We start from the raw sequence: 12,430 nt of genomic DNA, 5'->3' as shown, positions 1-12,430 counted from the left end.
CCTCGGTGCTTTCCAGGTTCCCGCTCTCGCGTTTCCCTTTCCGGCGGTTCCGACTCTATCAGATCCTTTCGGCGTCTGACCCCCAGTCAGCGGGGTTTGTCTTCCCGGCCGCTGGGCCGTTCCGACGAGTGAGACTTTAGCGGATTCCGCGCTCCCGAGCTAATCGGGGGCTGCGTCCTTTCGAACGCGGATTCCTCATTTCGCAAATACGCGCGCCAAAGCATTCGGCGCCGTAGCGTCGATGAGTGACAGGTACTTGCGGAATGGCTGTCCGGGGACCGACCAAGATCGGCGCTCACGTCGGACAACTCGGAGAACACTACGCATCGGCATGGGGCGTGTCAACTCTTGTCCCCGGAGCACCCCCAGGGCGTACGCTGGCCCACATGACCACGCGTACGTGTACCCAGCTTTGGTGGGCCGCCTGACGGCGGCCGTACTCACGTATGCATCCAACGGCCGCCGCTTCGGCGGCCGTTCTCGTTTCCCCTCCAGGACTCCGGGGGCCGGCCGCAGGAGCGGCGGTCTCGATCAGGAGGTGGAGTGGAGATGACGCGGGTCTTCAGCGGGATCCAGCCGACCGGGCATCTGACTCTGGGCAACTATCTGGGTGCCATGCGGCGCTGGGCGGAGACGGACCAGCACCGGGCCGACTCGGTGTTCTGCGTCGTGGATCTGCACGCGCTGACCGTGGACCAGGATCCGGCGCGATTGCGCAGGCTCAGTCGGCAGACGGCGACGCTGATGCTGGCCGCCGGGCTGGATCCCGAGGTCTGCACCGTGTTCCTGCAGAGCCATGTCGACGAGCACGCGAGGCTGTCGTATCTGCTGGAGTGCGTGGCGTCCGACGGTGAGATGCGGCGAATGATCCAGTACAAGGAGAAGGTCGCGCGGCAGCGGGAGCGCGGTGCGAGCGTACGGCTGTCGCTGCTGACGTATCCGGTGCTGATGGCGGCGGACATCCTGGCGTACGGCGCGGACGAGGTGCCGGTCGGGGAGGACCAGGTGCAGCACGTCGAACTGACGCGGGATCTGGCGGTGCGGTTCAACCAGCGCTACGGGCACACGTTCGTGGTGCCCAGGGCGACCCGTCCGGGAGTCGCGGCGCGCGTGATGAACCTGCAGGACCCGACGTCGAAGATGGGGAAGTCGGACGACTCGGGTCTGGGCGTCGTCTATCTGCTCGACGAGCCGGACGTGGTGCGGAAGAAGGTCCTGCGGGCCGTCACCGACAGCGGTCGGGACGTGGCGTACGACCGGGAGCGGCGGCCGGGGGTCGCGAATCTGCTGGAGATTCTCGCTGCGTGCACGGGCGGGAACCCTGAGTCACTGGCGGCCGTTTACCAGTCGTACGGAGCCTTGAAGAAGGACACCGCGGAGGCCGTGGTGGAGGTCCTCAGGCCCGTGCAGGCCAGGCACAGGGAGCTGTGCGCGGATCCCGCCTATGTGGAGGGGGTGCTGCGGGATGGTGCGGGGAAGGCGAGGGCGATGGCCCGGCCGACCGTCGATGCGGCTTACCGGGCGATCGGGTTGTTGCCGCCGGCGTTCGAGACGGCGTTGAGCGGGGCGGGCTGTTAGGGCGGTCGGGGCCTGTCCGTGCGGGCTGGTGCGGGGGCGGGCGGCTGGTGGTGAGCCGTCGCCCCCGGTGCCGGGTCAGTCCTTCTTGCCCGAGGCGAGTTCGCGGCTGCGGTCGCGGGCGGCTTCGAGGGCGGCGATGAGGGCGGCTCGTACGCCGTGGTTCTCCAGCTCGCGGATGGCGTTGATCGTCGTGCCGGCCGGTGAGGTGACGTTCTCGCGGAGCTTGACGGGGTGTTCGCCGCTGTCGCGGAGCATCACGGCGGCGCCGATGGCGGACTGGACGATGAGGTCGTGGGCCTTGTCGCGGGGCAGGCCGAGCAGGATGCCGGCGTCGGTCATGGCCTCGACCAGGTAGAAGAAGTACGCGGGGCCGGAGCCGGACAGGGCGGTGCAGGCGTCCTGCTGGCTCTCGGGGACGCGGAGGGTCTTGCCGACGCCGCCGAAGATCTCCTCGGCGTGGGCGAGGTGCTGCTCGGTGGCGTGGCTGCCGGCGGAGATGACCGACATGGCCTCGTCGACGAGAGCCGGTGTGTTGGTCATGACGCGGACGACCGGGGTGCCCGTGGCCAGGCGCTCCTCGAAGAAGGAGGTGGGGATACCGGCGGCACCGCTGATGACCAGCCGGTCGGCGGGCAGGTGCGGGGCCAGTTCGTCCAGCAGGGTGCCCATGTCCTGGGGCTTGACCGTGAGGATGAGGGTGTCGGCGGTCTTGGCGGCGTCGGTGTTGGCGACCGGGGTGACTCCGTAGCGGGCGCGGAGTTCTTCGGCGCGTTCGGGGCGGCGGGCGGTGACCAGGAGGTCGGCGGGTGCCCAGCCGGCCCGGATCATTCCGCTGAGCAGGGCTTCGCCGATCTTGCCGGTGCCGAGGACTGCGACTTTCTGGCTCATGGGGTTCAGTCTGGCACCGGGGTTGAGCCGTGCGGGCTGTTTGTCCGGCAGGTGGAACGTGGGTGCGCAGGTGGGTGCCGCCGCCCCGGCGGCACGACGGCCGGCGGCTACGCGGTACGCCGACGGAGTGTGGCCGCCCCGAGGGCCAGCACCAGTACGGCGCAGCCCGCCACGATCAGCACGTCCCGTACGAAGGTCGCCGTCATGTCGGTGTGGTGCAGGACCTGGTTCATGCCGTCGACGGCGTACGACATCGGCAGGACGTCGGAGACGGCTGTGAGCACGGGGTGCATGTCGGACCGCGGAGTGAACAGGCCGCAGAGGAGGAGCTGGGGAAAGATCACCGCGGGCATGAACTGGACCGCCTGGAACTCCGAGGCCGCGAAGGCCGAGACGAAGAGACCGAGAGCCGTGCCGAGCAGGGCGTCGAGCAGGGCGACGAGGAGGAGCAGCCAGGGTGAGCCGGTGACGTCGAGGCCGAGGAGCCACACGGCGAGTCCGGTGGCGAGGGCGGACTGGACGATGGCGAGGGCGCCGAAGGCGAGGGCGTATCCGGCGATGAGGTCGGCCTTGCCGAGGGGCATGGCGAGGAGGCGTTCGAGGGTGCCGGAGGTGCGTTCGCGCAGGGTGGCGATGGAGGTGACGAGGAACATCGTGATCAGCGGGAAGATGCCGAGCAGGGAGGCGCCGATGTTGTCGAAGGTGCGGGGGCTGGCGTCGAAGACGTAGCGCAGCAGGATCAGCATCAGGCACGGAATGAGGATCATCAGCGCGATGGTGCGGGGGTCGTGCCGGAGCTGGCGCAGGACCCGGGCTGCGGTGGCGGCGGTGCGTGAGGTGCTGAGCGCGCTGGTGGGGGCTGCGGGGGTGGTCGTACTCATCGGGTCGTCTCCTGGGCGCGGGTCGTCTGCTGGGTGCGGTGTGCGGCGGCGGCTTCGTCGACGAGGCGGAGGAACGCGGCCTCGACGGTGTCGGTGCCGGTGCGGGTCCGCAGGGCGTCGGGGGTGTCGTCGGCGAGGATCTCGCCTTCGCGCATGAGGAGGAGGCGGTGGCATCGCTCGGCCTCGTCCATGACGTGGGAGGAGACGAGGAGGGTGGCGCCGCGGGTGGCGGCGATGTCGTGGAAGAGGGTCCACAGGTCGCGGCGCAGTACGGGGTCGAGGCCGACGGTGGGTTCGTCCAGGACGAGGAGTTCGGGGGTGCCGAGCAGGGCGACGGCCAGGGAGACCCGGCCGCGCTGGCCGCCGGAGAGGTTGCCGGCGAGGGCGTCGGCGTGGCTGGTGAGGTCGACGTCGGCGAGGACGCGGTCGGCTTCGTGGCGGCGGTCGGCGGCCGGGCGGCCGGGGGCGAGGATCGCGGCGAAGTACTCCAGGTTCTGGCGGACGGTCAGGTCGTCGTAGACGGAGGGGGCCTGGGTGACGTAGCCGATGCGGCTGCGCAGGGTGGGGTGGCCGGCCGGGTGGCCGAGGACGTTCAGGGTGCCGGTGACCTTGGCCTGGGTGCCGACGATGGAGCGCATGAGGGTGGATTTGCCGCAGCCGGAGGGCCCGAGGAGGCCGGTGATCTGGCCGCGGGGGACGGTGAAGCGGAGGTGGCGCAGGACGGTGCGGGGGCCTCGGGCGACGGTGAGGCCGTCGGCTTGGACGGCATAATTCATCATGCGATGAATAATTGGCCCGGCAGGCCCGGACGTCAAGGGCCCGGACACCGAGAGGCGGCGGGGGGTGCGGGTGTGGGCATGGAAAAGCGGCGGCCGGATGCCGTCCGCGTCCGGCCGCCGCTGTGCTGTTCGCGCGAAGCCCTGGGTCAGGGCTTGGTGGCGACGAGGAGGAGCACGTCGTAGGTCTCCTCGACGACGCCGTCCGGAAAGACCTTCAGCAGGTGGGCACGCTCCTCTTCGAGGAAGGCGGTCCTGCGCCCGGCGGGCGTGAGGAGGAACGCCGAGTGGCTGGCGATGTTCGCGAGATGGGTGTCGATCGTGACCCGGCGGCTCCAGCGGACCTCCCGGCGGTCGAAGCGGAGACGGCCGCTCGGGTCGGCCAGTTCGGTGCGGCTGCCGTCCCGTCGCTGGGCGACGATGTCCACGCCGAAGAAGCCGCCGATCCGGCCGGCGGCCTCGGCGATCCACTCGACGTCCAGGGCGTCGCCGTTCCACCACAGCGCCAGCGCCCCGCCCGGCCGCAGCACCCGCAGGGCCTCCGGCACCGAGCGGGCGGTGTCGGTCCAGTGCCAGGACTGGGCGTAGGTGACGAAGTCGGCGTGCGCGTCGGCGACGGGGAGGGCGTTGCCGTTGCCGCGGACGAGCGGGAGACGGGGCAGCCCGCGGCGGAACTCGGCGGCCATGCCCGCGCCGGGTTCGACGGCGAGTACGTCTGCACCGCGGTCGTGCAGCAGCGCGGTCGCGATGCCGGTACCGGCGCCGACGTCCACGACCCTGGCTCCGGACAGGGACCGGCCGGCCAGTTCCTCGACGGCGTCGAAAAGGGCGGGCGGGTAGGAGGGGCGGTTCGCCGCGTACTGGGCGGCGGCGGAGTTGAAGGAGTGGGCGCGGTCCGTGGGTGAGGGCATGGGTGGTGGTGGCGTGGTCATACGGACAAGGACATCACTCAGGCGGTCGGTCTGCGGGCGCTGCGGGAACACCGGCTCCCCTGGCGGCCGCCGGAGTGCCGGCGGCGCGGCTGCGGCGGGTGGGCGGTGCGGATAGCGTGACTGAAGTCGCCCGGGGTGCGGGCGTGTTGGAGAAGGAGGACGGCGTGGACGGGGACATCGTGGTGCGGCCGGTGGGGTGGGTCGTCGGCGGGCGGGGAGAGGTGCGGGACGACGAGTGGGGCGAGGTGCGTGCCGTGATCCGGGTCGACGGTGGCCGGTTCACCGCGGAGGCCCTGGCCGGGCTGGAGGACTTCTCCCATCTGGAGGTCGTCTACCACTTCGACCGGGTGCCCGAGGAGAGGATCGAGACCGGGGCCCGGCATCCACGGGGCAACGCCGACTGGCCGAAGGCCGGCATCTTCGCGCAGCGCGGCAAGAACCGGCCCAACCGGATCGGGGTCTCACGCTGCCGGGTGCTGCGGGTCGACGGACTGGACGTGCACGTCGAGGGGCTCGACGCGGTGGACGCCACCCCGGTGCTGGACATCAAGCCGTACATGGCGGAGTTCGGGCCGCAGGGCACGACCCGCCAGCCGCAGTGGGCCACGGAGATCATGAGCCGGTACTACTGACCGGGCCGGACCGGGTCGGACCGCGCCGGGGCGCTCCGGCCCGGGTCGCTCCGGGCCGGGCCCGGTGCGGGCGGCGGGGAGCCGTTACCGGCGGCGCTTCTTCTTCGACGGGTTGCCGGTCCGCCGGGAGGTGCGGCGCTCGTACTCCTCGCGGGCCTTCTCGTACTCCTCGCGGTGCAGCTTCTCTCCGGGGGCCTCGGTGAGGCAGCGGAAGAAGTAGGCGAGGAGGGAGCCGACGAAGCCGATGGCGAGCAGGCCGCGCAGGGAGGCCTGGCGCTGCGGGTCGTGCCGCTGGGCGAAGCCCTCCCAGGTGTTGCGGAAGGCGAGCGCGCTGCAGATCGCGAACATGGCGATGATCAGCACGGTCACGAAGGAGCCGGTGTCGGCGATCCGGATGCCCTCGTAGGCGAAGCGCAGGATCAGACAGGAGACGACGGCGGCGGCGAGCGAGCCGACGGCGGCGCCGACGCGGCGGGCCGGGTAGCCGTCGTCGTGGTTCACCCAGGTGGTGCCGAAGAAGCGGAGGGGCTCGGGGCGCGGGCCGCCGCTCTGGGCCGCTCCGCCCGGGGAGCCCGCCGGGGTGTCCGGGGTGCCGGTTTCGTCGCTCACGGGAACGATTATGGCGCCGGGCCGGGGCGGGCTCCCGGTGGGGTCAGCCGCAGCGTGGGGCGATGTAGCCGTCGCTGCCGGTCTGGACGTAGGCGTCGGACACGTACTCGCCGTTGTTGATGTTGTCCCAGACGTTCGTGGTGCCGTACGGGCCGCTCACCGTCGTTCCCGGCGTCTGGCAGAAGACGGGGACCTTCGCCCCGACGGCCAGGACGCGGACGAGGTTGTAGCTGGTGCCGGGGCCGCTGCGGACGTTCAGGCGGACGCCCGGGGCGACGGAGTAGTAGTGCAGTGCGGTGGCGCTGGCCTCTTCGGCACGTTCCACGGACATGAAAAGCCCCCCGTTCAACCCCGTGACTGTCACGGGGTCGCGTCGATTCCCAGGAAACGAGCCGCGAAACACCGGTGCGCGACTCGCGCGCGAAGGCTAGCAAGCCGCCTCTGTCCCGCACGAGTCATCGACTAGGCTCCGTGCGTCGCGCGCGCGGTCGAACAGCACGGGGGTGGTCGCATGACGCCACGCAGGAACACAGGAGCGGGCGCGGAAGCGGAACTTCCCGAGTACGCCGGTCACTACCGCCTGGAGTCACGCCTGGGGTCGGGTGGCATGGGTGTCGTCCACCTGGCCCGCAGCACCTCGGGCATGAAGCTCGCGGTGAAGGTCGTACATGCGGAGTTCGCCAGGGATCCGGAGTTCAGAGGCCGTTTCCGGCAGGAGGTGGCCGCAGCTCGCAAGGTGAGCGGGGCCTTCACCGCGCCCGTGGTCGACGCCGATCCGGATGCCGACCGGCCCTGGATGGCCACGCTGTTCATTCCGGGCCCGACCCTTTCCGGCGAGGTGAAGCGGAACGGGCCGATGGACTCGGGCCAGGTGCGCCGGCTGATGGCGGGGCTGGCCGAGGCGCTGCGCGACATCCACCGGGTCGGGGTCGTGCACCGGGATCTGAAGCCGAGCAACGTCCTGCTCGCCGAGGACGGGCCGAAGGTCATCGACTTCGGCATCTCCCGGCCGAAGGACAGTGAGCTGCGTACCGAGACCGGGAAGCTGATCGGCACGCCGCCCTTCATGGCGCCCGAGCAGTTCCGGCGGCCGCGTGAAGTGGGGCCCGCCGCCGACGTGTTCGCGCTCGGGTCCGTGATGGTGCACGCGGCGACCGGGCGCGGCCCCTTCGACTCCGACAGTCCCTATGTCGTGGCCTACCAGGTCGTGCATGACGAGCCGGACCTCACCGGAGTGCCGGACGACCTCGCTCCGCTGGTGCGGCGGTGCCTGGCCAAGGAGCCGGAGGACCGGCCGACCCCCGATGAACTCATGCGGGAACTGCGGTCGGTGGCGGCCTCGTACGACACGCAGGCGTTCATACCAGCGCAGCGGTCCGGTGCCGGAGCGACTCCGCAACCCCCGGCCGATCAGCCCGCGCCCGCGGTCAGGAGGCGGGTCGGCCGCAGAGTGGCCGTGGGGGCCGGGGCGCTCGGTCTCGCCGTGGTCGCCACGTTGGCCTCGGTTCGGCTGGCCGGCAGCGACGCGCCGACGCCGGCCGGCACGCATCCCCGTACCAGGGAGGCGTCGTTCAGTTCCTGGACGGCCAGGCCGGCGCCCGGGGCGTCGGGGATGGCCCAGTGCGCCTACGGCGCGGGGAAGTTGTTGTGCGCGCAGTCCGGCACGGTCTCCGCCTTCTCCCCCGCCGACGGAGAGCTGGTGTGGCGCCGCCCGCTGGCCACCGGGTCCGGCGGCGGGCCGCCGGTCGTCTCGGCCGGGCTCGTCCAGCCCCTCACCAATGGCGGCTCGCAGCTCGTGGCGCTCGACCCGGGCTCGGGCGGCGAGGTCTGGAAGCGGCGCCTCGCCCCGGGGACCGCGGTCCGGTACACCGGCCGGACGGCCCTGGTCGCGGAGGCCGACGGACGGGTCACCGGCGTCGACGGCGCCTCGGGCAGGACCCTGTGGAGCCGCCGGATCGCCGGTCAGGGCAGGCCGACCCTCGTCTCGTTCCCCGGGGATCCGCTGGCGTACGCGACGAGCACGTCGGCCGACGGCTCGAGCACACGGATCGCCGCCGTGGACCCGCGAAGCGGTGACGTGCGGTGGCAGGCCCGGCTGGAGGGGACGCTGGAGCCCGTCGGCACCGGGGGCGGCTCCGTCTCCTTCCTCTCCGTCGGCAGTGTCTACGGGGAGACGAAGGCCGTCGTCCGCTACACGCCCGCCACCCGGTCGACACGACGTGTGGCGCTGCCTGTGGCGAGCGAGGCCGCACAGGCCACCGTGCGGGGGGACGTCGTGTACCTCCTCGCGACAGGTGGCTCTCTGGAAGCCGTGGACATGGGCGCGCGGAAGCAGCTGTGGCGCGTGGAGACCTCGGTGAGCCGTGGCTCTGCGCCGGTCGCGGACGGCCGGTATGTGTACTTCACCGCGGGCGACGGACGGCTCCTCGCCGTCGACGCCCGTAAGGGCCATCTCGTCGGGCAGACCTCCGCGCGGCTGGGCGCGGACTCGGCGAAGGTCATGGGCGCGCCTCCCGCGCCGGTGCTCGACGGCGGCCATGTCTACGCCGCCGCCCCCGACGGGACGGTGTTCGCCGTGGCCGCGAGCGATCCGTCCGGCTGGTGATGTGCGAGGGGCCACCCCCGGCGGAGGCGGCCCCCTGTGCGGTGGTGCCGGGTCAGCCCAGCTTGGTCACGTCGCGCACGGCGCCCTTGTCGGCGCTCGTCGCCATCGCCGCGTAGGCGCGGAGGGCGGCGGAGACCTTGCGCTCGCGGTTCTTCGGGGCGTAGACGCCGTTCAGGGCCTGCTCGCGGCGGGCCAGCTCCGCCTCGTCGACCAGCAGCTCGATCGTGCGGTTCGGGATGTCGATGCGGATGCGGTCGCCGTCCTGGACCAGGGCGATGGTGCCGCCGGAGGCCGCCTCCGGGGAGGCGTGGCCGATGGACAGGCCGGAGGTGCCGCCGGAGAAGCGGCCGTCGGTGATCAGCGCGCAGGACTTGCCGAGGCCCCGGCCCTTCAGGTACGAGGTCGGGTAGAGCATCTCCTGCATGCCGGGGCCGCCCTTGGGGCCCTCGTAGCGGATGACGACCACGTCGCCGTCCTTGACCTCCTGGGTGAGGATCCGCTGGACGGCCTCCTCCTGGGACTCGCAGACGACCGCCGGGCCCTCGAAGGTCCAGATCGACTCGTCGACGCCGGCCGTCTTCACGACGCAGCCGTCGACGGCGAGGTTGCCCTTGAGGACGGCCAGGCCGCCGTCCTTGGAGTAGGCGTGCTCGGCGGAGCGGATGCAGCCGCCCGCCGCGTCGTCGTCCAGGGCCTCCCAGCGCTCGGACTGCGAGAAGGCCTCGGCGGAGCGGACGCAGCCGGGGGCGGCGTGCCACAGTTCGACCGCCTCGGGGGACGGGGAACCGCCGCGGACGTCCCAGGTCTTCAGCCAGTCGGCCAGGGAGGGGCTGTGGACGGCGTGGACGTCCTCGTTGAGCAGGCCCGCGCGGTGCAGTTCGCCGAGGAGGGCGGGGATACCGCCGGCGCGGTGCACGTCCTCCATGTAGTAGGTGCGGTTCTTCGCGACGTTCGGGGCCACCTTCGCCAGGCACGGGACCCGGCGGGAGACGGCGTCGATCTGCTCCAGGCCGAAGGGGACTCCCGCCTCCTGGGCCGCGGCCAGCAGGTGCAGGATCGTGTTGGTCGAGCCGCCCATCGCGATGTCCAGGGCCATCGCGTTCTCGAAGGCCTGGAAGGTGGCGATGTTGAGCGGCAGGGCCGACTCGTCGTCCTGCTCGTAGTAGCGGCGGGTGAGGTCCATGACCGTGCGGGCCGCGTCGACGTAGAGCTGCTTGCGGGCCGTGTGGGTGGCGAGGACGGAGCCGTTGCCGGGGAGGGAGAGGCCGATCGCCTCGGTCAGGCAGTTCATCGAGTTGGCGGTGAACATGCCGGAACAGGAGCCGCAGGTCGGGCAGGCGTTCTCCTCGATACGGAGGATGTCCTCGTCCGAGATCTTGTCGTTGACGGCGTCGGAGATCGCGTCGACCAGGTCGAGCGTGCGGACCGTGCCGTCCACCAGGGTGGCGCGGCCGGCCTCCATGGGGCCGCCGGAGACGAAGACCGTCGGGATGTTCAGGCGCAGGGCCGCCAGCAGCATGCCCGGGGTGATCTTGTCGCAGTTGGAGATGCAGACCAGGGCGTCGGCGCAGTGGGCCTCGACCATGTACTCCACCGAGTCCGCGATCAGGTCGCGGGAGGGGAGGCTGTACAGCATGCCGCCGTGGCCCATCGCGATGCCGTCGTCCACGGCGATCGTGTTGAACTCGCGCGGGATGCCACCCGCCTCCGTGATCGCCTCGCTGACGATCCGGCCGACCGGCTGCAGATGGGTGTGGCCGGGCACGAACTCGGTGAAGGAGTTCGCGACCGCGATGATCGGCTTCCGGCCGATGTCCGCACCGGGTACACCGGAGGCGCGCATCAGGGCGCGGGCGCCCGCCATGTTGCGACCGTGGGTGACTGTGCGGGACCTCAGCTCGGGCATCGTCGCTCGCTCCTTCGAAGACCTACGAAGACCTACCGTCAGAGAGTTCTGACTGTCTCCGAGCGTACGCCGGTGCTCCAAACGCTGGACACGGTTGTCCGGAATTCGGGACACACGTCCCATGAACCGCCGGTGCGGGCTCAACCGCCGGTGCGGGCTCAGGGGCGCGTCAGATGCCCCTGCACGACGGGAGCGACCCGGGCGATGATCTGTTCCAGGTCGGCGGACGCCAGCGGCTCCAGTTTGATCACGTAGCGCATCATCGCCGTTCCCACCAGCTGCGCGGCCGCCAGCTCGGCCCGCAGCTCCGGGTCCGGCAGGTCCACCTGGGCGGCGATACGGCGCAGCAGCTGGGAGGCCACGAGGCGGCGGAAGACGGCGGCGGCGGTCTCGTTGTTCACGGCGGAGCGGAGGATCGCGAGGAGGGGCCTACGGGTCGTGGGGTTGTCCCAGACGCCGAAGACGAAGCGGGTCAGCCGCTCCCCCACCCCGTCCAGGGAGCCGGCGGCCAGCGCCTCGGGGGCGTTCAGCGCGGGCGCGAAGGCCACCGCGACGGCCGCCTCGAAGACCTGCTCCTTGGTGCCGAAGTAGTGGTGGACGAGCGCGGAGTCGACCCCGGCCGCCTTGGCGATACCGCGTACGGACGTCTTCTCGTACCCGCGCTCGGAGAACTCCTCGCGGGCCGCGGACAGGATGCGGTCGCGGGTGTCGGCGGACTCGGCGCGCGGCGGGCGGCCTCTTCTGCGGGCCGTCGGCTCACCGGTGGCAGGTGTCTCGCTCATGGCCGGGGCACCCTCACCGCCGACGCCAGGTGCTTGCGGGTGAAGGCCAGGGCCTCGGCGAGGTCGGCCTCGCGCTCGGCGCTGGACATCGCACGCCGGGTGTTGACCTCGATGACGACATGCCCGTCGAAGCCGCACAGGGTCAGGCGTTCCAGCAGCTCGGCGCAGGGCTGGGTGCCGCGCCCGGGCACCAGGTGCTCGTCCTTGGCCGAGCCCCGGCCGTCGGCGAGATGCACATGGCCGAGGCGGTCGCCCATGCGGCCGATCATGTCCAGGGCGTCCGTGCGGGCCGTCGCCGTGTGGCTGAGGTCGATCGTGAAGTGCCGGTAGTCGTCGTTGGTGACGTCCCAGTCGGGGGCGTAGGCGAGCATCTCGCGGTCGCGGTAGCGCCACGGGTACATGTTCTCGACGGCGAACCGTACGTCCGTCTCGTTCGCCATCCGCCAGACGCCGTCGATGAAGTCGCGCGCGTACTGCCGCTGCCAGCGGAAGGGCGGGTGCACGACGACGGTGGAGGCACCCAGCTTCTCGGCGGCCGCCTGGGCCCGCTGCAGCTTGACCCAGGGGTCCGTCGACCAGACCCGCTGGGTGATCAGCAGGCAGGGGGCGTGCACGGCCAGGATCGGGATGCCGTGGTAGTCCGACAGGCGGCGCAGCGCCTCGATGTCCTGGCTGACGGGGTCGGTCCACACCATGACCTCGACGCCGTCGTACCCGAGGCGCGCGGCGATCTCGAAGGCCGTCGCCGTGGACTCCGGGTATACGGAGGCCGTCGACAGGGCAACGGAAACGTCCCTTGGTTCAGCCACGTCCGACACCTTACGGGGTGGAGTGGCCCGGG

12 protein-coding genes are annotated in these 12,430 nt (G+C 71.6%); 3 read left to right on the top strand and 9 right to left on the bottom strand.

Annotated elements, in window-relative coordinates; genetic code table 11:
- The first annotated feature begins 549 nt into the window (after positions 1–549).
- Positions 550–1,578, top strand: coding sequence for a tryptophan--tRNA ligase (gene trpS / locus IE244_RS25115; RefSeq protein WP_191875810.1), 1,029 nt, complete (start codon positions 550–552; stop codon positions 1,576–1,578).
- Positions 1,579–1,653: 75 nt separating this feature from the next.
- Here the strand turns inward: trpS and proC are convergent, their stop codons facing one another.
- From proC to IE244_RS25095, 4 genes are all read right to left on the bottom strand, one after another.
- Complete coding sequence (gene proC, locus IE244_RS25110) at positions 1,654–2,466, bottom strand: pyrroline-5-carboxylate reductase (RefSeq protein ID WP_191875809.1); 813 nt, start codon at positions 2,464–2,466, stop codon at positions 1,654–1,656.
- A gap of 107 nt (positions 2,467–2,573) precedes the next feature.
- Positions 2,574–3,347, bottom strand: a complete 774-nt coding sequence (locus IE244_RS25105; RefSeq protein WP_191875808.1) for an ABC transporter permease — start codon at positions 3,345–3,347, stop codon at positions 2,574–2,576.
- Positions 3,344–4,126, bottom strand: a complete 783-nt coding sequence (locus IE244_RS25100) for an ABC transporter ATP-binding protein (RefSeq protein WP_191875807.1) — start codon at positions 4,124–4,126, stop codon at positions 3,344–3,346. The genes IE244_RS25105 and IE244_RS25100 overlap by 4 nt, the downstream gene beginning before the upstream one ends.
- Positions 4,127–4,272: 146 nt before the next feature.
- A complete protein-coding gene (locus IE244_RS25095) occupies positions 4,273–5,055 on the bottom strand; it encodes a class I SAM-dependent methyltransferase (RefSeq protein WP_191875806.1) in 783 nt (260 codons plus the stop codon).
- A gap of 176 nt (positions 5,056–5,231) precedes the next feature.
- On the opposite strand from IE244_RS25095, the gene IE244_RS25090 reads away from it, so the two are divergent.
- The gene (locus IE244_RS25090; protein ID WP_191875832.1) at positions 5,232–5,687 is read left to right on the top strand and encodes an SAM-dependent methyltransferase; all 456 of its coding nucleotides are present in this window, start codon (positions 5,232–5,234) and stop codon (positions 5,685–5,687) included.
- A gap of 84 nt (positions 5,688–5,771) precedes the next feature.
- Here IE244_RS25090 and IE244_RS25085 read toward each other — a convergent pair whose 3' ends face one another.
- Together IE244_RS25085 and IE244_RS25080 are read right to left on the bottom strand one after the other, a co-directional pair.
- Positions 5,772–6,296 (bottom strand): EamA/RhaT family transporter, encoded by a 525-nt coding sequence (locus tag IE244_RS25085; protein ID WP_191875805.1) that lies wholly within the window; start codon positions 6,294–6,296, stop codon positions 5,772–5,774.
- A gap of 43 nt (positions 6,297–6,339) precedes the next feature.
- A complete protein-coding gene (locus tag IE244_RS25080) occupies positions 6,340–6,627 on the bottom strand; it encodes an SH3 domain-containing protein (RefSeq protein ID WP_031165158.1) in 288 nt (95 codons plus the stop codon).
- Positions 6,628–6,807: 180 nt separating this feature from the next.
- Here IE244_RS25080 and IE244_RS25075 point away from each other — a divergent pair, with 180 nt between their 5' ends.
- Positions 6,808–8,901: a serine/threonine-protein kinase gene (locus IE244_RS25075; protein WP_191875804.1), complete on the top strand. Its 2,094-nt coding sequence runs from the start codon at positions 6,808–6,810 to the stop codon at positions 8,899–8,901.
- A 52-nt stretch (positions 8,902–8,953) separates the two neighbouring features.
- Here IE244_RS25075 and ilvD read toward each other — a convergent pair whose 3' ends face one another.
- From ilvD to IE244_RS25060, 3 genes are all read right to left on the bottom strand, one after another.
- Entirely contained in the window at positions 8,954–10,807 is a 1,854-nt protein-coding gene (gene ilvD / locus IE244_RS25070; RefSeq protein WP_191875803.1) for a dihydroxy-acid dehydratase, read from the bottom strand.
- Between the two features lie 158 nt (positions 10,808–10,965).
- A complete protein-coding gene (locus IE244_RS25065) occupies positions 10,966–11,589 on the bottom strand; it encodes a TetR/AcrR family transcriptional regulator (protein WP_191875802.1) in 624 nt (207 codons plus the stop codon).
- Positions 11,586–12,398, bottom strand: a complete 813-nt coding sequence (locus IE244_RS25060) for a sugar phosphate isomerase/epimerase family protein (protein WP_191875801.1) — start codon at positions 12,396–12,398, stop codon at positions 11,586–11,588. The genes IE244_RS25065 and IE244_RS25060 overlap by 4 nt, the downstream gene beginning before the upstream one ends.
- Positions 12,399–12,430: the final 32 nt, after the last annotated feature.

It is taken from the genome of Streptomyces filipinensis, assembly GCF_014649495.1.
GTDB lineage: Bacteria > Actinomycetota > Actinomycetes > Streptomycetales > Streptomycetaceae > Streptomyces > Streptomyces filipinensis.
The sequence above is the reverse complement of the archived record's forward strand: the minus strand, read 5'-3'. Positions and strand labels throughout refer to the sequence as shown.